The 20,188-nt window shown below is 42.5% G+C and carries 17 protein-coding genes; 7 read left to right on the top strand and 10 right to left on the bottom strand.

Features of this window, described 5'->3' with window-relative positions; translation table 11 throughout:
• Nucleotides 1-22: 22 nt before the first annotated feature.
• Entirely contained in the window at nt 23-676 is a 654-nt protein-coding gene (locus tag MB380_RS01790; RefSeq protein ID WP_253532620.1) for an ankyrin repeat domain-containing protein, read from the bottom strand.
• Nucleotides 677-842: 166 nt separating this feature from the next.
• On the opposite strand from MB380_RS01790, the gene MB380_RS01785 reads away from it, so the two are divergent.
• The 6 genes from MB380_RS01785 to MB380_RS01760 all read left to right on the top strand — a co-directional run bounded on the left by MB380_RS01785 (nt 843) and on the right by MB380_RS01760 (nt 8,990).
• Nucleotides 843-3,425: a T9SS type A sorting domain-containing protein gene (locus MB380_RS01785; protein ID WP_253532617.1), complete on the top strand. Its 2,583-nt coding sequence runs from the start codon at nt 843-845 to the stop codon at nt 3,423-3,425.
• Nucleotides 3,426-3,784: 359 nt separating this feature from the next.
• Nucleotides 3,785-4,690, top strand: coding sequence for an OmpA family protein (locus MB380_RS01780; protein WP_253532614.1), 906 nt, complete (start codon nt 3,785-3,787; stop codon nt 4,688-4,690).
• Between the two features lie 193 nt (nt 4,691-4,883).
• The gene (locus MB380_RS01775) at nt 4,884-5,924 is read left to right on the top strand and encodes a DUF4097 family beta strand repeat-containing protein (RefSeq protein WP_253532611.1); all 1,041 of its coding nucleotides are present in this window, start codon (nt 4,884-4,886) and stop codon (nt 5,922-5,924) included.
• Nucleotides 5,925-5,973: 49 nt separating this feature from the next.
• A complete protein-coding gene (locus MB380_RS01770) occupies nt 5,974-6,744 on the top strand; it encodes a pentapeptide repeat-containing protein (protein ID WP_253532599.1) in 771 nt (256 codons plus the stop codon).
• Between the two features lie 215 nt (nt 6,745-6,959).
• Nucleotides 6,960-7,622 carry an ABC transporter ATP-binding protein gene (locus tag MB380_RS01765; protein ID WP_253532597.1) on the top strand — a complete coding sequence of 221 codons (663 nt, stop codon included), beginning with the start codon at nt 6,960-6,962 and terminating at the stop codon, nt 7,620-7,622.
• A 39-nt stretch (nt 7,623-7,661) separates the two neighbouring features.
• Nucleotides 7,662-8,990: a TolC family protein gene (locus MB380_RS01760; RefSeq protein ID WP_253532594.1), complete on the top strand. Its 1,329-nt coding sequence runs from the start codon at nt 7,662-7,664 to the stop codon at nt 8,988-8,990.
• Between the two features lie 46 nt (nt 8,991-9,036).
• On the opposite strand, the gene folK is transcribed toward MB380_RS01760, so the two are convergent.
• From folK to MB380_RS01720, 8 genes are all read right to left on the bottom strand, one after another.
• The gene (gene folK / locus MB380_RS01755) at nt 9,037-9,525 is read right to left on the bottom strand and encodes a 2-amino-4-hydroxy-6-hydroxymethyldihydropteridine diphosphokinase (protein WP_253532592.1); all 489 of its coding nucleotides are present in this window, start codon (nt 9,523-9,525) and stop codon (nt 9,037-9,039) included.
• Nucleotides 9,525-10,283, bottom strand: coding sequence for a geranylgeranylglyceryl/heptaprenylglyceryl phosphate synthase (locus tag MB380_RS01750; RefSeq protein ID WP_253532590.1), 759 nt, complete (start codon nt 10,281-10,283; stop codon nt 9,525-9,527). Before MB380_RS01750 ends, folK begins: the two co-directional genes overlap by 1 nt.
• Complete coding sequence (locus MB380_RS01745; RefSeq protein ID WP_101726863.1) at nt 10,264-10,662, bottom strand: hypothetical protein; 399 nt, start codon at nt 10,660-10,662, stop codon at nt 10,264-10,266. Before MB380_RS01745 ends, MB380_RS01750 begins: the two co-directional genes overlap by 20 nt.
• 239 nt (nt 10,663-10,901) lie before the next feature.
• Complete coding sequence (locus MB380_RS01740) at nt 10,902-12,095, bottom strand: molybdopterin molybdotransferase MoeA (RefSeq protein ID WP_253532588.1); 1,194 nt, start codon at nt 12,093-12,095, stop codon at nt 10,902-10,904.
• A 215-nt stretch (nt 12,096-12,310) separates the two neighbouring features.
• On the bottom strand, nt 12,311-13,072 hold the full coding sequence (locus MB380_RS01735) for a hypothetical protein (protein ID WP_253532587.1): 762 nt from the start codon (nt 13,070-13,072) through the stop codon (nt 12,311-12,313).
• Between the two features lie 146 nt (nt 13,073-13,218).
• Entirely contained in the window at nt 13,219-14,340 is a 1,122-nt protein-coding gene (locus MB380_RS01730) for an XdhC family protein (RefSeq protein ID WP_253532585.1), read from the bottom strand.
• Between the two features lie 30 nt (nt 14,341-14,370).
• The gene (locus MB380_RS01725; protein ID WP_305882496.1) at nt 14,371-14,826 is read right to left on the bottom strand and encodes a nucleoside deaminase; all 456 of its coding nucleotides are present in this window, start codon (nt 14,824-14,826) and stop codon (nt 14,371-14,373) included.
• A 105-nt stretch (nt 14,827-14,931) separates the two neighbouring features.
• Nucleotides 14,932-16,086: a cysteine desulfurase family protein gene (locus MB380_RS01720; protein ID WP_253532579.1), complete on the bottom strand. Its 1,155-nt coding sequence runs from the start codon at nt 16,084-16,086 to the stop codon at nt 14,932-14,934.
• 238 nt (nt 16,087-16,324) lie between these two features.
• Between MB380_RS01720 and MB380_RS01715 the strand changes: the two genes are divergently transcribed.
• A complete protein-coding gene (locus MB380_RS01715) occupies nt 16,325-18,886 on the top strand; it encodes a phosphoenolpyruvate carboxylase (RefSeq protein ID WP_253532576.1) in 2,562 nt (853 codons plus the stop codon).
• 72 nt (nt 18,887-18,958) lie between these two features.
• Here MB380_RS01715 and MB380_RS01710 read toward each other — a convergent pair whose 3' ends face one another.
• Nucleotides 18,959-20,176 (bottom strand): anhydro-N-acetylmuramic acid kinase, encoded by a 1,218-nt coding sequence (locus MB380_RS01710; RefSeq protein ID WP_253532573.1) that lies wholly within the window; start codon nt 20,174-20,176, stop codon nt 18,959-18,961.
• Between the last annotated feature and the right edge of the window lie 12 nt (nt 20,177-20,188).

Below are 20,188 nucleotides of genomic sequence, written 5' to 3'. Positions count from 1 at the left end.
ACATCTACTGCTGAAAGGCTTTTTAAATGAATAAACTCAGCAATTCTCTCAAGGCTTTATCCTCTTCGTCAACCAAATCAAAAACTGTTTTTCCGCCACTGTTGGGAATATACTTGTCTGCTCCGGCTTCAAGTAAAAGGCTTACACACCGTAGGTAACTATCCATATTTTGCTTGTTACCACTATACAAGCCATGAACAGCCCAGAAAAGCGGTGTCGACTGAAAATCAATACATCTCCTGTTTATTTCTGCCTGTGCTTGAATCAGCCTTTCTACCACTAAAGGCCGGCCGCACCAGGCTGCCCAATGTAAGGCCGTACCGCCATGAGTACCTGCATGGTTTATTACCGCATCGTTTTCAATATAAAGCAAAGCTATTTTATCGGCATGCAGGCTGGATGCGGCTATCAATGGGCTATCCTTTTTCTCTATTAATTCTCCTCCGTTTACATCAGCGCCATATTCCAGAAAAAGTCTGGCCATTTCCACACCCTCCTGGTCTAAATATTTGCCAATGAAAACGCCATCGCAAATCCGGTGTAGCGGATGTGCCCTGGTTGTATTCAGCTCGTCGTAAGGCAAGCCCTCGTTTGCCAATTGCGGATTGGCAGAAAGCGCGCTTTTTAAACCCTGGTAGTCTGCTCTGTCAATTAATTGTTTTACTGATACCGTCATGGATTAAATGTCTAATCTCTAAATGGTGAAGTCTGATTTCTGCCATACAATATACCAGATATTTTTTTAATTATTGCTGGCATTAATTTATCCTTTTGGTTTCAGGCAAAATGTTGTTTTGCAAACAAAATCCTATTACTTTTCGGAATCCATCGACGTCTCAAAAATGAAAAAGAATTTACTCGCTACGCTTTTGCTATTACTGACTTTCTTTTGCGGTTTTAGTCAGGAACAACCCCCGGCAGTTGAATGGGCCGAACCTTATCGTGGAGGTACAAGAGGGGGCAGCATCTCACCTTTCAAGGGGTCTGGCCATTTATTTGCACTAATCAAATACCAGAATTCAAACAGCGGCTCAGCAAGTATCAGCAAGTTTAATGCTGATGGATTTGTAAAAGACCAGTATATCAGCGCAGAAGGGGGTTCTTCAAATGCTCCGGTAATGACTCAATGTGCATCGCAGGATGGTGGCGTTCTTGTATTTTTGCTGATGGACAGGGTCCTGAGAAAATATGATGATAACCTCAATTTAAGTTGGCAAAAAAATGTCAGCTACCAGGTGCATAATGCCACACCAACACAGTCAAACGGATTCTATTTATTAACCAACCGATTTGTCAGCAACACGACTGTAACTGAAATAAAGAGGATAAAAAGTGACGGCAGTGAAGAATGGACCATTGAATTAACAGATATTTCAAACATATCTGATCTGAAAACCAATGCTGATGATGGGTTGATTGTGGCCTATTCAAACGGTGTTCGTAAATATAACGCCAATGGCTCACTGGCCTGGTCAAATACCGGTATCTTTGGCAGCTATCAGATTATGCCCTCTGCCGATGCATCTTTCTATGTTTTAGCCCGTAATAACACCACAAATATCAGCTATGTGGTTCTGGTTAATTCTTCTAATGGCAATGCAACCTGGACAAAGTCCTTAACCGGTGAAACCATTAGCGATTTTGAGAGGACATCTGATAACGGCTGTGTTTTCAGCACCAATACAGGGCTGTATAAGTATAATTCATCAGGTGTGCTTCAATGGAAAAACGTTGATTATACTTCCGGCAAAATTGCTGTTTCGGGCGATGATAAGATTTTCGTTGTCAGAGATAACGCCATTTTCAAGCTCAATTATAACAATGAGACCCTCTGGACAAAAAACTTCAACCGTAATCACTATATCATTCAGGATATTCATGAGGCATCAGACTTTGGCTTGTATGTAAATGCAGTAAAAAATGCCACAACGTTCAATACTTCTCCAAATTTTCTCGTTTTCAAACTCGCAGCTCCGGCTTCGCCCTGCAAAATGTCTTTTGATATTACAGGCAATAGCGCCACTTTTTGCCAAAACGGCAGCATAGACCTTGGCGCTTCGTTTGGCAAAGTTTCGTTTAAGCACATGGCGCTTCTCACAGATATTTCAATTCAGTGGTACAGAGGCAACTTTGCCTTAACATCGGCCACAGACAGTGCCTATACCACTTCTATTAATGGCAATTACCGACTGGAGGTGCCGCAAGGTAATTGCGAAGCCTTATCGAGATCGGTAACACTGAAAATAGTAAATGAAACGTCGCCTTTTGTAACAACTGATAAAAGAATCATTTGCCAGGGCACGCAGACCTCATTAAGAGCGCTGGGCTGCGAAGGCAAGGTGGTTTGGTCTACCGGTGATACGGGTGATACGCTTTGGGTTGCCCCAACTGCCACTACCAGTTATAGTGCCGTATGCCAGCAAACCATCAATAATGAGACCTGCCAGAGTGCGCCCAGTTTAAAGTTTACCATAACCGTAGTGAGTACATCTAACCTGCAAATAACGGCAATAACAGGCAGTAAAGAGTTTTGCGAACAAGATTCAACCGTGCTGGAGCCTGTCATTACCGGGGGTATTGCCCCATTCAGCTATATCTGGGCCTCTGCCGACAATACTTTTTCAAATGAACCAAAGCTGGTAGTAACCCAGGAAAACAAATATATACTACAAGTTTTTGATAATGCCGGATGTTCGGCATCAACAGATTTGTTTGAAATCAGAAAAAATGCCAAGCCGCTGGCGCCCACCATATTATCGCCTTCCGGTACCCAGATTTGTACCGGTGCAGCCGTCAGTTTAACTACTGCGGCCAAAGAAAACAGCTATTTGTGGTTTAAAAATAATACTGGCATTGCAGAGGCAACCAAAGAAGCTTATACCCCCACCTCCGCAGGCATATACAAACTAAAAGTCACCAACACCAAAGGTTGCTCGGCGATGTCGGCCAATGCCATAACCATTACCGAAGTAGTTATTCCGCAGCCTAGTATTAAACAATCGAATGATAGTTTGGTATCCAGTGCGTCAAGTGGGAACAAGTGGTATTTTAATGGCAGTGAGTTGTCTCAAACCACCCCTAAAATCCAATTCACTCAATTGGGCAGTTATCAGGTGAAGGTGTTTGATAAAGGGTGTGAGAGCCCTATCTCGGCTGTTTTTCAACCTGTGTTATTGGCCAATGAAGAACATACTCCTTACATACAACTATACCCCAACCCGACTGCTGATAAGGTCTATCTGAAATCTGCCAGGCTGTTTACCTATAAACTGATAGATGCAGCAGGGCGATTGGTTGGTAAGTCTACTGTTAAGCAGGATACGCATACCATTGATTTTACCGGCTTTTCTACTGGCACCTATTTGATTGTTTTGGAACAAGAAAACGGAAATGCTGTGGTGAAGAAGGTGAATGTGAGTAGATGAGGGGTTTCTTTTAAAAAGTTAATATCCGCTTATTTTGCAAGTCTATTGATTATATGCAGGAGGCTATTATGTTGAACCATGCGCGTTCAGTATAATAGCCTCTCTCCATTTTTGAGTATTTTTTTCCCCTACGCAGCTTACTGCTTCTCCATTTTAAGGAATAAGTATATGGAGCTCTTCTACCTTTTAAAACCTCATTTTCGTGTATTCTGCATTGTTTTTAATGGTCAATCATGACACGTTTATACATCTGTTGGCATACTTTTTTGCACTTCTATCCAATCAAGGCATCGGAAGCACAACATCACATATCTAAATCCTTCCTGCCGTAAATATGTAATATTAAAACACGCAATCTCATGAAAGTTTTAGTAAAACCCCTGATTATCCTTTTTGCAGCCACTTCGCTGGCTTCGTGCGTAACAAAAAAGAAATATGTTGCCCTGCAAAATGAATATGATCGCTCGCAGTCTAATCTGGTAAAATGTGGCGACGAAGTGCAAGACTATAAAGACCGCCTGGCCGCCGCTACAAGAAATGCCGAAAACCAGAATATGGCTTCGCAAAGCGCTATTCAGCAGCGCGACCAACAGCTTAGCTACATGAAAGACCAACTGGAAGACCTGAAAAAACTGCGCGACAGACAATTGGAACAAGTGGGCGACCTGACGGTGTTATCAAAGGCCGCGAATGCTAACATTGACAACACGCTGTCGCAAATGCAACAAAAAGACCTGTACATCAACCGGCTTCACGCTGCTAGAACCAAAACCGACTCAATTAATCTGGCCTTAGCCGTTAACCTGACCAGCGTGCTGAAAGACGGTATTGAAGATAAAGACATTGAAGTAAAGGTTGATAAAACAGTGGTGATGATTAACATCTCTGACAAAATGTTGTTTAACAGCGGAAGCTATAAAATTACCCCAAGAGCAAACGTAGTGCTGGGTAAAATTGCACAGATAGTGCAGTCAAGACCAGAACTTGAAGTAATGGTTGAGGGCTACACAGATAACGTTTCTATTAAAAATGATTGTATTACTGACAACTGGGATCTGAGCGTAAAAAGGGCCACTTCTGTAGTAAGAACACTACAAGGCCAGTTTAAGGTAGACCCTAATAAACTGATTGCAGCCGGCCGTGGCGAATACAATATGCTGACAAGCAATGATACGGCAGAAGGGCGCTCTACCAACCGCAGAACCAGAATTATTCTGATGCCAAAATTGAACCAGTTCTATGAGCTGCTGGGTTCAACCAAATAACAGGTAGAAGACACCTAACAAACGGGCAGAATCGCAGGTGTGATTCTGCCCGTTTGTTTTTAAACCAAAGCCAGAAGTGACCCCGTAAATGAACCATCAAAAAAAAAATTGTCTTATTTACGCAACTTGCCTTTATTTTTCTGCATCTTAAGGTAAACTGTATCAAATTATCATTTTCTAACTATACATAATTATGAAAAAACTACGCTTATTGTTTGTAACAGCATTATCTGCTATCAGCATTTCGTATGCTCAGGACAAAGAATCACCATATTTTGTAAAAACGTATCGCTCGGCCGAAATTCAGAATGTTAATGTTCAAACCTCCGGCGGTAGTATTACCGTTATCGGCCAGGAAGGCAGCGAAGCCCGTGTTGAAATATACGTAAAACCTAATAACTGGAACGGGAGCTCGTTAAGTAAATCTGAAATTGAGGAAAGACTAAGAGAATACGAACTAAGTGTAAAAAAAGAAGGCAGCACCATTTACTGCGTAGCCAGAAGAAAAAATGATAGTGGCTGGAACAACTGGAAAAAATCGTTGAATATTTCATTCAAAATTTACTCGCCTGAAAAAATCTCAACAGACCTGCAAACCAGTGGTGGTGGTATAACCCTTAAAGACCTTACCGGCAACCTGAGTTTTTCTACCAGCGGTGGTGGCCTGAAACTATATAATCTGGGTGGTAATATTAAAGGCAGAACATCAGGCGGTGGTATTGATATTACCGACAGCCGCGATAACATTGACGTAAGCACCAGTGGTGGTGGCATTGACGCTACTAATTGCAAAGGCGATATCAGACTTGTTACGTCTGGCGGGGGTCTTCGCCTAAAAAGGCTGAACGGCATGGTAAAAGCTTCTACCAGTGGTGGGGGTATCAGAGCAGAGGAAATCGGTGGAGAGTTCATTACTTCAACTTCAGGTGGCTCTATACATCTTGAAGACATTACTGCCAGTGTAAAAGCATCTACCAGTGGTGGCGGTATACATGCCGACATCAAATCATTAGGTAAATACTTGTCGTTATCAACCAGTGCAGGAAGTATTACGGTAAGAATGCCGCTGGATAAAGGCATGAACCTTGATTTGGATGCTAACCGCGTGCGTATCCCAGAAATAAGAAACTTCAATGGTCGTATCGAAAAAGACCGTGTAAGAGGTTCGGTTAACGGTGGCGGAATACCCGTAACAATGGATGCCAATTCTGGCAGCATCAGTATTAATGATTAAGCAAATCCGGAATTAAATCATAAAATTTATTACTAAATACCGATAAAACATGAAAAAACTATTCATCTTTCTTTTATGTGCCGGAATTGGCGGCTCTGCCATTGCACAAAAAGAGGTTTCGGCCAAAACAATTTTCGAAGCCATAGACCAGGGCAAAGCTGTTAATTATGAAGGTGTAACCATAACCGGTAACCTGGATCTGACAGAGCTATCAAACAAAAAGAGAATCAAAAAAAGCAAAGGATACGAAGAGTATAAAAGCTATGTTGAAGTACCCATAACTTTCAGAAACTGCGTTTTTAAAAACGATTTCATTGCTTACAAAAACTCTGAAAATGAAAAAGGTGGTAAATGGGGCAACACCTCATGGAGCATTGGGGAAGGTGCCACCTCTACAACAGACTTTGAACGGAGTGTAACCATAGAAAACTGTACTTTTGAAGCAAAAAGCGAGTTTAAATATTCTGATTTTGCCGACAAAGCCTCTTTTGCCGGAACCAAGTTTCAGAAAGAAGCCAATTTTAAATATGCAGGCTTTAAGAAAGAATCAAACTTTGCTAATTGCAGATTCGGCGAATACGCCAACTTCAAGTATTCTGACTTTAAGTATGATGCCGATTTTTTTAGCGCAGACTTCAGAAACTATGCCGACTTCAAATATGCCAATTTTAACGAACGCGTTACATTTAAAGGTTCAACCTTTAATAACAATGCCGATTTTAAATATGCCGAATTTAAAGACTCTGGTAATTTTGATAACACCAGGTTCCGCTCGGGTATTGATATGAAGTACTCAAACGGGAAGAAATATATCAACTGACCTGAGTAATCAAAGAACCCAACCCCTTGTCCGAAGGCGTACAAATCCTGTCCGTTTTCGGACATTTTTATTTTACAAAAACATCTTAAATAGCTTATTATAAGACATTTAAATTTAATGGCATAAACTTTGGCAAACAGTTGTAGGAGTGTGAAACCTGAAAATCGGCCAGGATACAGTATCTTAACAACCAGAACTAATCAATTCAATCAAAAATGATTCAATTAAAAAACATATCTAAATATTACCCTGCGGGTTTCGGAAAAACTTATGTGCTGAGAAATATTAACCTGACCATCAATCCGGGCGAATTTGTATCTATCATGGGGCCTTCAGGTTCTGGAAAGTCAACCTTGCTGCATATTCTGGGTTTGCTTGAAGAAGCATCAGAAGGCGAGTATTTGTTTGAGGATATGCCGGTACAGAAACTTTCAGAAAAAAAACGTACCGAATTACACCGTACCAGCATTGGGTTTGTGTTTCAGGCGTATCATCTCATTGACGAACTTACGGTTTATGAAAATATAGAAACCCCGCTTTTATACAAAGGGCAGTCTGGCTCGGAACGTAAAAGCAGAGTAGCCGACGTATTAGACCGCTTTAATATGGTTGCTAAAAAAGACCTTTTCCCGACACAGTTATCAGGCGGACAACAACAGTTGGTAGGTATTGCAAGAGCCATTGTGGCCGAACCCAAGATAATTTTTGCCGATGAACCTACCGGAAACCTGCATTCTGAACAAGCCAAACAAATTATGGAGCTGTTTAAAGAACTGAACGAAAAAGACGGCGTAACCATAGTACAGGTAACTCACTCAGAAGAAAACGCTACCTATGGTAATAGAGTTATCAGGCTTAAAGACGGCTGGATTGATTAACACAACCCTTGTTTTGAAATTAGTGATAGAAAAAATACAATGAACAATTTACGCAAATACGTACTGCTTTTTTCGTTTTCGATGTGCCTCTCGGGTGTTAGTGCACAAACCCGGCTAACCCTGAAAGAATGCCTGGACATAGCCATAAAGAATAACCTTACTTATCGCGAAAGCCAGATACAAGCTGAAGCAGCCAATGTAGAACTACAACGGGTGAGGTCACTGGCGTATCCAAGAATAGGTTTTGGCATAGGCCAGGACGTGCGCCTGGGTAGAAGTATTGACCGTTTTACAAACGCCTACATTGAAGAGCTATACAGCACCAATGGCTTTGGGATTGACGCCTCAATAGCTTTGTTTAACGGATTTCAGATAAAGAATCAGATACAACAGAACATATTGCTGAAAGAGGCCGGCCAGAAAGGTATTGAGGCCAGCCGTAATATGATTACTATTAATTTGATGCAGGCATATTTGCAGGTGCTGGCGTCGCAGGAGCTGCTTGAAGTAGCGCTGCAGCAGGTAGAAACATCTAAAGCCCAGCTTGAGCGTATAACCAAGCTTGTTGATGCCGGAGTATTGGGCCAAACAGAATATTTCCAGATAAAATCTCAGCTGGCTAATGATGAATTTGCCCTTGTAACCACGCGCAACACATTAAAAACCAACAGGCTGGCTTTGTTTCAGCTGATGAACCAGACCCCCTCAAACAATGTAAGATTTGAGCCTATTAATGATGAGGTAAACATTTACAAAACAGATGATAACTTTGTTAATCAATTATACGAGCAATCGATTAACAGTTTCCCGTCAGTAAAAAGGGCCGAATTACAATTGAAAAGCTTCAACAATCTCATAAAAGCGACAAAGGCCAACGTAATACCAAGCTTAACGCTATCGGCCAATTATGGCGCTTTTTATTCTACATCCAATAAAGCCGAAACATATATAAAGCAGATAAACGGTACGCGTAATGGTTCGTTGTCATTAAACCTGAGTGTGCCTATTTTTGGTGGTTTGCAAAACAGACCAAGGGTAGCAGCCGCCAGAGTGCAACAACAACTGACAGAAAACAATTTAAATACGGCCAAACTTCAATTGCGCCAGGCTATTGAGCAATCGTTCCAGTCTTTTGATGCGGCCTCTGAAAGATACAAGGTAGCTACTGAGCAGGTAGCCATTAACGAGCAGAATGTAAAAGCTGCCGAAAGCAGAATCAGCGCCGGAACTGTAAATTCGGTAGAATACGTACTGGCTAAAGTAAATTATGACCGTGCCAGAAGCAACCTGGTTCAGGCGAAATATGAAGTACTGCTACAACAAAAAATTCTGGACTTCTATAAAGACGGAGAATGGAGAATTAATTAGTAAAGGAATAAATAATAAGAAACATAGCTGCAACGGCTTGTTGCGGCTATTGTTTTTTCCTGACCTCGCTGGTATCTGCACATATCTCTAACAATTGTGCATTACTTAGCTGAAGTTGAGGATGCAGTAGAGCTCCGGCAATTTCGGTCAGAGGAGCCAGCACAAATCGTCGTTCCTGAATAAACGGATGCGGCACAACCAGCTCAGGCAGTTGTATAATTTCGTTGTTGTAATACAGCACATCAATATCAATTAACCTTGCCCCCCATTTAAGGTCTCTCTTTCTTCCCATCGCCAGCTCAACAGCTAAAACGGCTGCCAGTACCTCATGAGGTGGTAACGTTGTGGAAACACAAATTACCTGATTCAGAAAATCGTTCTGCTCTTTTAGCCCCCAGGCAGCTGTTTCATAAATGGCAGACTGCGCAATAATAGAACCTACGTTTTGGGAAATTTGCATACGGGCCATATTAAGATTCTCTTGTCTGTTACCAAGATTTGACCCAAGCCCCAGATAAACCTGATTGATTTTCACTAAGCGGTTATTAAATTGAAAGATAGAACCACTTCTGCTATTTCGGGCAATAAGGCAGGGTTTTTCTCAAATGCATTGCCTATTACGATGATGTCAGCACCGGCTTCTAAGGCATCATGGGCTTTTTGGGCAGAGTTAATACCACCGCCCACAATAAGTGGCGCAGCAATGTTTTCTCTTACCATGCGAATCATTTTAGCAGATACCGGATTAATGGCCCCGCTGCCACCGTCAAGATAAATAAGGCGCAGGCCAAGCATTTCTCCGGCTATGGCTGTACAGGCGGCAATATCTGCTTTGTCGTGCGGAATGGGCGTTGTATTGCTGATATAAGAAACCGTTGTTTGCCGGCCGCTGTCTACCAGTATATAGCCGGTTGGCAGTATTTCAAGCCCACTGTGTTTCAGTAAGGGGGCCGAAATCACATGCTGGCCAATCAGGTAGTCCGGGTTGCGACCTGAAATCAACGAAAGTAACAGAATGCCATCGGCAGATGGCTCAATATGCAGGCTATTGCCAGGGAATATTACAACAGGAATATTGGTTTGCTGGCGGATGACGGCAATCATTTCAGCCATCATCTGATTCGTAATGAGGCTACCGCCCACAAAAAAGAAATCAACCCGGTTTTCTACGCAGCTGTATAAAAATTGATTAAATGTAGCAATCTCCACCTTGTCAGGATCAAGCAAAACAGCTAAAGCCTTTTTTTTGAGGTGATTAAGATTTAATATTTTATCAAGAAGTTGCTTCGGCATCTTTAGTTGTGAGGTGATCTATCAATTCCAGTAATTTTTCTTTTGCAACAGCTAACAGAATAGAGGTGGCAGCACCTTTCATGGCAGCCCATAACATAGAATCGCCGGCTTTTTCAGGTTCCGGCTCAGGCAGTGGCTCGGGGTCTTCGATAGTCTTTTTCCCGGCAGGTAAAAGTAGCTCGGTAACTGCATATACGGCCACAATGATTCCACCGATAACCAAAGCATTTTTACCTACTTTTTTAAGGTCTCCTATCTGGGTTTCAATGGCACCTAAATATTTATCTATGGATTCCTGCAACTGTTCTTTGCGTTCTTCACGATTGGCCTTTGGCGGTACAACAGGCACTCTGGTTATGGTTTCTCTTAGATTTTTCACTTTCCCACAGATTTTTGTTCAAAATTATTGAAAAATGCTAAAAAAAGAAAGGCTGAAGCCCGTTTATAGCAATTAAAGATTTCAGGTAAATGTAATCCTTCCGGTTTTTAAGCAGTAAGCTGCCAGCCTGCGCCGACAAACACTAAACTTATCAGCCGGTCAAAAAGTTTTGTATTTGCGTGGTAACAACTTCTAATTTGAGTAAACGGTTTTTTTATGATGGTACCCAATAACGAATTTTATTGCCTGTATCGCCAGACTGGGTAAAGTTCGCCTTTTCTGAAAACTCCTTTGCCCATAGGCAGCTCCATAAACGCGTCTGCTTCTATCAGACTGGTGAGGTCGCCGGAGCCATTTCCTGCTACTGGTATTGCTTTTACAATGCCGCCGGGTTCTTGTATCATGCGCACCTGCATAAAAAAAGTGAGTGGAAAATTTACTTCAAAATCTACCGACAGCTCTGCCAGCTCGGGCTTAAGCGTCATCCCCTGCGACACATCAAGCCAGGGTTTAAAATACCGGTGCAAACACATAAAAGTAGAAACCGGATTACCCGGTAAAGCAAAAACCACCTTTGTGTCTTTCACGCCAAACCAGAATGGCTTGCCCGGCCTTTGCCCCACTTTATGAAAAAGTTTATGCACCCCCTGGTTTTCTAAAGCAGCAGGTACAAAATCAAATTTACCGGCCGATACCCCTCCACTCAGAACCAGCACATCGTAAGTATCCAGAAACTCCTTAATCTTCTGCTCTATAGTTTCCTGGTTGTCAGGCAATAAAACGATGTCGGCATGTACGCCCCAGCTTTTAAGGCAAGCCTGTAAAGCATAACTGTTAGAGGTACGTATCTGGTGTGGTAACGGGGTTTCAGTAACAGGTATAATCTCTTCTCCGGTGGCAATTAAAACTGCTGTTGGCTTTTTCTGCACCAGTATTTCATGTTTGCCAATAGTGGCAGCTATTCCAATTTCTGCTGGTGTAATTCTGGTACCTGTTTTTACGAGCTTATCTTGCTTTTTCTTGTCTGCTCCTTGTTTATGTATGCTCAGGCCCTGTTCTGCCGGTATAACATTTATGGTTGCCTGGCTGTCATTAATGGTCACATCCTCGTATCTGATAACCGTATCGGTTCCATCGGGCAATATAGCGCCCGTCATTACTTCTATGCAATTCATCGGGTTTTGCAACATTACCTGTGGCTTACCTGCGGCTGCCGTGCTTTCAATACGAAAACTAACCTGACCGGCAACTATCTGCTTAAAAGCCAATGCAATGCCGTCCATAGATACTCTGTTAAAAGGAGGAAAATCGCGGTCGGCATAAAAATCTTCAGCCAGTATTCTTCCTGTGGCGTCTTCAATTGCTACTTTTTCTACCTGTGGTGTTATTGCCTGACTCAATATTATTGATTCAGCCTGTTCAACTGTTATCATATCTGCTGGCTTTTACAGGTTTATCTGTTGTTTAACTGCCCGGTTCAACAGCCTGTTTTCTGAAACTATTAATAAGTAAATACCTGAATGGTAAAAAAAACACAGGGCGATGCAAACTTAATTCAATATTTGCTTTTTAGAATGATTTAAGGCCATACAATTGGCCAAAGAAGAAAAAAACTACAAATCAGCCGGGATGAAGAACTAAAGCTTTTTTAGCGGGGAATAAAAACAGGAGCATTTTTTTTGACCATACATTTGCGCATAATACTATCGGCAATCAGCAAAATACCCATTGAGAAAATAATTTTTCCGATAGTGAACGCAAAAGCCGGATAAACTTCAAAAACAAAACGGCTCAGGTATAAATAAATTTTTAAGGTAACAATGGCTATCGTACCAACTGCCAGCCTGTATCGGTTGCGGCTTAAAGGCCCGTTTACATAAAAGCTGATGCCCACAGTAATGATGTTAAGAGCCATCTCAACCATTATTAAGAAAAATATTAGTTTTTCGGAAGAAAAATAGATTTCATACGCCTTTGACAAAGAAAAACTAAAGCCTAATGCAACTATAAAGCAAGCAAAAATAACATAACCCAGCTTTTTGTTGTAAATACCAGACGCCCGTAGACGCAAACGCTGCTGGTTATATAGCACAAACAACACCACAAAGGCCAAAATATCATTGATAAGATTAGCAACAAACAAAGAACCGGTTGATACAAAATAATAATAGATTTCGACCAGGATTTCAAGAAACAGAAAGGCAATCAACAAAAAATAACTGAGGCTGTCATGAACTCTTTTTCTGTGAAATAGAAGGTACCCCAGGCAAAGCAAAGTTGGCGCCTGATTCAAAAATTTAGACAGCAAAAGCTCTTCCCAGGAAAGCATTTCCGGTACGGGCAAGAACTGAAAGAACAGGACAGTTAATAGAACAACTATCCCATGTAATGAAACAAACCTGGGTGACATGAAGACGGTTTTTTCAAAAGCCAAAGCATCTGATCAATCAGCAGTAGCTTATTCTAACTCAATAGCAAAATTATAAAGGGTTAAGGTTAACCGGGTAGGGGTAATCAGGGGACAATAATATTTCAGATTTTACAAAAAAGCAAATTTTAAGTCTCGTAAATAGGTTTATTTCTGAATTTCAGTTTTCCGGCGTCTCTTCCGCTGAAATTTGCGCGTATTTCGGCACATACGGCAAGGGCAATCTCTTCTGGCGTGCTGGCGCCTATATCCAACCCTACGGGGCTAAATATGCGTTCTTCGTCTTCAGTGGTAATGGCCTTACCCTCTTCAACCATACGTGCATACATTTTTATTGTACGCTTTTTAGGGCCCAGCAAACCAATGTAAGAAATACCGGTATTAAGCAGGGTTTGCAGATTAGCGTAGTCGGTCTCGTAATCATGGCACATAGAAATAGCCGCGGTGAATCTATCTACAACCGGCATGTGATTCTTGGGCATTACGGCGTCGGCAGTTGCAAAAAGAGACGGATGCATTCTGGCCGGATTACAGATAACCGTTACTTTCCAACCCAGCTCTTTGGCTATGCGCACCATTGGATAAACATCGTAGTTACTTCCAAACACATAGAGGTGTACGGGTGGTGGCACCACTTCAATAAATAAACTTATTGTTGCCTCTGATGCTAAAACATAGGTTTTAGAAACTGATTTGGTGTTTAAAAGTGCCGTTTCTATTTCATGAACCACATCTGCTTTGATGGTGTTCAGATGGAAGCTGCTGTTGAAGTGGTCTGGGTTGTCATACCTGAAAACCTGCCCCAATTCAATTTCCGCCTCTTGCAGATTCTGTTTTTTAACATCTGTTACGGTTACAATAACATTGGGTGTGCGTTGGTTGAGGCAACTGCTTAGCTGCAAAACAGCATTTTGCTCATTGTGCGGGTCGAGCGGACTTATCAACACATCAATTATGCCATTACAACCCAACCCGACGCCTATCTGGTAGGGGTCGTCGTCGGTGGTATCATAAGTTATCAGCGTAGCTTTATTTTGCAGCATTACCAGCCGGGCTTTTTTGAGTGCATCCCCTTCCAGACATCCACCGCTGATACCCCCAATCCATTCGCCAGACTCCATCACCAGCATTCTTGCACCGGTTCGCCGGTATGAAGAGCCCTCTACCCGCACCACGGTTGCCAAAGCGGCTTTATTCTTACTAAAGTCTATTTTCTGATAGGCCTCAACAATCTGCTTAATCTCTTTCATATATATCCTGAAAAAAGGCATATCCGTAATTTAATAGGCTATTTTATCTTCTTTGTTTGCCCAAAGCTCAAAGGCAACATGCGCTTCGTCTCTGCTCATTGCTTCTATGGGTATCTTCCGTTGTTCTAACGGAAGCGGTATTTCATGGTACAAGAATGCGTCATCGAAACCAATTTCGGCGGCATCATTACGTGTATTACCAAAATAAATTTTACCAAGCCGCGCCCAGTAAATAGCGCTCAGGCACATGGGGCATGGCTCGCATGAAGTATAAATTTCGCAATCGCTTAAGTCGAAAGTCCACAGGTTTTTGCAGGCATCTCTTATGGCCATAACCTCGGCATGTGCGGTAGGGTCGTTGGTGGCAACAACCTGATTATGCCCCTGCCCTATTATCTGGCCATCTTTCACTATTACTGCCCCAAAGGGGCCCTGCCCAACACCCGCCTGGCTGCCAATCAATGATAATTGGATGGCTTTCTGCATAAATTCTCTTTTTTTGTCTTCCATAACTCTATTGTCAATAACCCTGTGGATTCTTTCATTTCAAATCATTACCGGTCTTTTAAGTTCCGGGGCTTAGATACTCATTCAATCATAAACTCCCTCGCGCTTCATTCTGCCTACCACCTCACATACATGACTGATACCCAAAGCAACATCTTCGGCAGTGGTGTTTCTTCCGAGACTAAACCGAACTGAGCCGTAGGCGGTGTCATCGTCAAGCCCCATGGCTTTCAGCACATAAGAAGGTTCTGTTGAGGCAGAATTACAAGCCGAGCCATTAGAAACCGCAACTTCGTTGAGGCTCATCAGTAATTGTTCGCCATCAATCCGGCCAAATCTGATGTTGGTGGTATTAGGCAGGCGATTAGCCCTGTTGCCATTGATTCCGGCCTCCGGCAGCTGGTTTAATATTCCTTCTTCAAGTTTATTTCTTAACCCGGCAAGGCGCTCGTTTTCTTCATGTATATCCCGTTGGCAAAGTTCAGCAGCTGCGCCCAAACCCACTATACCTGCTACATTAAGTGTACCCGACCGCAAGCCGCGTTCATGCCTGCCCCCATCCTGCTGGGCAATGATATTCAGGTTCTTTCTGACATATAGCGCACCTACCCCCTTTGGCCCGTAAAACTTATGTGCCGACAGGCTCAGCAAATCAATTTGGTCATCCATTACATTCATTGGCAGTTTACCCACTGCCTGGGTTGCATCGGTATGAAACAACGCCTGATACCGGTGGGCTATCTGAGCTATTGTTTTTAGCGGTTGCAAGACCCCCGTTTCGTTATTGGCGGCCATTACGGAAATCAGAATTGTATCGGGTCTGATACACCTTTCAAGGTTCTCAATATCAATATTGCCTTCTTTATCTACTGGCAGATACGTAATTTCTGCACCAGATTTCTCCAGATGGGCGCAGGTATCCAAAACGGCCTTATGCTCGGTTTCAACAGTTATGATATGCTTCCCCTTTGCGCTAAAAGCCTCATAAACACCTTTAATAGCCAGATTAACCGATTCTGTTGCCCCGCTGGTAAACACCATTTCTTTTTCTGCTGCACCTATTAAGCCAGCTACCTGCCGCCGCGCAGCAGTTACTGCCTCAGCTGCTTTCCAGCCATAAGCATGAAAACGACTGGCGGCATTGCCAAAATGGCTGGTAAGATACGGCAACATGGCGTCTAGCACCTCAGGAACCAGAGGTGTGGTAGCGTTGTAATCCATGTAAATCGGGTACTCCATGCATTAAAAAAATTAATACCTACGGGTTGTGTTGTGTTTATATCTACCTTTGAAAAGTAAAAATACTGAATTTAACGATTACTGCTACCGAAAAAGAAATGGCTTTCAAAAGAATTGATTTATCTTTTGAAATATTTTAACTTTTTCAAGAAAAGCCAAACTTTATTCGGCTAAACAATCAAAATACAGTAGATTTTTACGTAGTTTGCTCATTCAAAACATTAATACTAGTAAAAAAATGCTGGGAAATTCTATTGATTCGATTTTTACACAGGAAATTCATAATAAATACCTTGTATTTAATACGCTTTTTTCAAGGTTGCCTTATGACAAGATGACTAAAATTGGTCAATTAATGCCTTTTCTGCACGATATGTCAGAGGCCGGTTTTGAAGAAGGCAAAGAACCTAAAGAAATCATCGACACGTTTTTCAGGCAATATACCTCTATCAAAGAAGAAAAGGAAAAAATTGACCTTTTGTTCAGGTTCATAACTTATATAGAACGGCAGGTGGTACTTTTTGACAGTGTAGAAGACTCAGCCTTTGAAAAGCTATATCCGCTCAATGGCAAAGGTACTTTACAAAGTACACTTGAACTGGCCGTACAACAAAACAAGCTGGATGAAGTTCAGAAAAAACTACAGAACTTTAAAGTACGTATAGTTTTTACGGCACACCCTACGCAGTTTTACCCCAGCAGTGTGCTGCGTATTATTCAAGACCTTGAACAGCTTATTCCTAAAAATGATATTAACGGCATTGACTCGCTGCTGCAACAGCTGGGCAAAACGCCTTTTATTAACGATAAAAAACCAACCCCGCTTGAAGAAGCACAAAGTATTATATTTTACCTGCGCCATGTGTATTATCAGGTAATAGGTGAGATACACGAAAAACTGAACACCTATTTTCAGAACAATAATAACAGCCAGGGCTTCAAGCCTGTGCTTGAGTTGGGTTTCTGGCCAGGCGGCGACCGCGACGGCAACCCTTTTGTAACGGCAGAAATATCCAAAAAGGTTTCGACAGAACTGAGAACCAGCATCCTGAAATGCTATTATAACGATTTCAAAATTATTTGCCGCCGTTTAACATTTAAAGGGGTAATGCCATTGCTCACAGCCATCAGCAACCGCATTTATACCAATATGAACGGCCTTAAAAATGACTTGACATTGCAGGAACTGCTTGCGTCATTAGACGAGGTAAGGCAAATACTGATAACCCAACATAAAGGCCTGTTTCTTGATTTACTAGACCGTTTTATTCAGCAGGTAAAGCTGTTTGGCCTGCACTTTGCCAGCCTGGATATCCGCCAGGACAGCAGCATACATGAAAATGTAATGGAGCAGATAAACCAGAAATATGGTATATCTGCCAAGCCTTATGCCGAATGGAATTTTGATGAAAAACTCAGCTTCCTGACCGAGTATAAACTAGATATAAATGAAGACGACTTTGAAGATGCACTTGTGAAAGACACCTTCAAGACCGTAAAAGTGATTAAGGAGATACAGACCCTTAACGGCGAAAAAGCCTGCCATCGATACATTATCAGCAACTCCACCTCTGTTTTCTCGGTGTTGGAAGTACTGGCGCTTTTCCGTTTCTGCGGCTACAAGGCTGAGGAAATCAATGTGGATGTTTTACCTTTGTTTGAAACCATTGAGGGGCTCGACAGCTCAGAAAACACGATGTCGACGCTTTACCAGTTACCGTTCTACAAAAAGCATCTCGAACACCGCAGCAAGCAGCAGTCAATCATGCTTGGGTTTTCTGATGGTACCAAAGACGGTGGTTATGTAAAAGCCAACTGGGAGATTTATCAGGCCAAAGAGAAACTAACCGCTATATCGAACAAGAATGAAGTAGAAGTGATATTCTTTGACGGCCGCGGCGGCCCGCCTGCACGTGGCGGTGGTAAAACCCACCAGTTCTATGCCTCGCAAGGCCCGACCATCGCCAATAACGAGATTCAGATTACCATTCAGGGACAAACCATTACGTCTATGTATGGTTCGCGGTCGCAGGCAATGTACAACTTTGAGCAGTTGCTATCGGCAGGTATCATCAATGACGTTTTTCAGGACGACGCCTCAGTAATTAACGACTATGAACACAGCCTGATTGATGAGCTGGCCGACGTAGGCGTGAAAAAATATTTTGAACTCAAGGCTCACCCATTGTTTGTACCTTATCTTGAAAACAAAAGTCCGTTGAAATATTACGGCCTTACCAATATAGGCAGCCGCCCGAGTAAAAGAAGTTCGGGCAAGCAACTCACGTTATCAGACCTGCGCGCCATACCGTTTGTTGGGTCCTGGAGCCAGTTGAAGCAGAACGTGCCGGGATATTTCGGTTTTGGTTCGGCCCTGCAGAAAGTGATAGACGAAGGCCGCCTTGAAGACCTCAAGACTTTGTATAAAAACTCTTTGTATTTTAAGACGCTGATTGAAAATAGCATGATGGCACTTACCAAAACCTATTTTCCGTTGACTTACTATATGAAAAATGACCCTGAATATGGCAATTTCTGGCAGATACTTTACGATGAATATAAGCTTACTGTTGCCAATATGCTACGGGTGTCAGGCGAACAAAGCCTGATGGCCAATGAAAGGCTAAGCAAATTGTCTATCGATTACCGCGAACATATAGTATTGCCCCTGCTCACTATTCAGCAATATGCACTACAAAAAATAGAAGAAACAACAGACGAACAATTAAGGCTGGTTTACGAAAAAATGGTTACCCGCTCTTTGTTCGGCAACATCAACGCCAGTAGAAATTCGGCGTAAATCTGCCTTTTATATATGAATAGCCGCAGTAAACACTCAACTGTGGCTATTTTTTTTACCTTTTTTTGCTTATTAATTCGGAAAAGAAACTTTGCCCATAGATACACCCGGCACACCTTTTCTTGCGCCGAAATCGGTTCTGCCACCCACAAGCGCTTCATTGGCAAGAGTAGCAAATAGCACCGCCTCTTTGGCATCGCCTGATATCCCCAGGTCATCAGTTTTGTAGAACTCAAAAGCAGGTAGTAACTCTTTCAGCGATTGCATAATCAACGGATTATGTACCCCGCCCCCACTACCGTAAATCTTGAACGAGGCCGGATTTGCTTTGTACTGAGGCAATTGCGCTACTAATTTTAGAATAGCCCCGGCAATGGTATCAGCAGAAAAACGGCACAAAGTAGCCAGTATGTCGGCATGCGATAAATGGGCTGCACCGGCTTTTTGTTGCGCATTGGCCAGATAGCCGAGATTGAACAACTCTGGCCCTGTGGTTTTTGGAAAACCTTTACCAAAGAAATCATCCTGCTTTAGTGCTTGCAACAGTGCCTCATTCACGGTGCCTTCGCTTGCCATCTGTGCGTCTTTGTCATAAGCCAGGTTGAAAAACCTCTTCATGTAGGCGTCTATTATGGTGTTACCCGGGCCGGTATCAGTAGCAAAAACCTCGTTGGCATCCAGGTTTCCGGCCAGATAGGTAAAATTGGCAATGCCTCCCATATTGAGTAAAATCCGGTTTTCGTCGCGCTTCGAGAAAATCAGGTAGTCGCCATAAACAGCCAGAGGAGCGCCTTCACCCCCGGCAGCACAATGTTTCTGGCGGAAGTCTGACAAGGTAATAATACCTGTCTTAACGGCCAGATGGTCACCATCTCCAATCTGCAGGGTAGCGTTCGGGAATTTAGCCAGGCCATGCAGAATTTTAGGTGCATGAAAAACGGTTTGTCCGTGGCTGGCTATAACATCTACTTCGTTGGGTCTGATGCCCCTGCTGGCCAGAAAATCATTCACCAATTGCCCATGTAAGTTACCAATCCAGGGGTTTAGCACACACAATTGCTGGAAATCAATTTCCTTTTTGGCAAATACCTTTCTTATTTCGTCTTTTATATCTTCGGCAAAACTAATGGTATCAAAATCTACCAGTTCAATTTCGGTTTCACCCCCACTTTTTCTGAATCTGCAAAGCGCAATATCCAGACCGTCCATTGAGGTGCCTGACATCAGACCGATAATGGTTCGTTCCTGCTTTTGGGCAATGTTGTAAAGTGCTTCTATGTTTCGGTTCATGGGGTAATGAGT

It is taken from the genome of Emticicia sp. 21SJ11W-3 (assembly GCF_024138715.1).
Taxonomy (GTDB): domain Bacteria; phylum Bacteroidota; class Bacteroidia; order Cytophagales; family Spirosomataceae; genus Emticicia; species Emticicia fluvialis.
The sequence above is the reverse complement of the archived record's forward strand: the minus strand, read 5'-3'. Positions and strand labels throughout refer to the sequence as shown.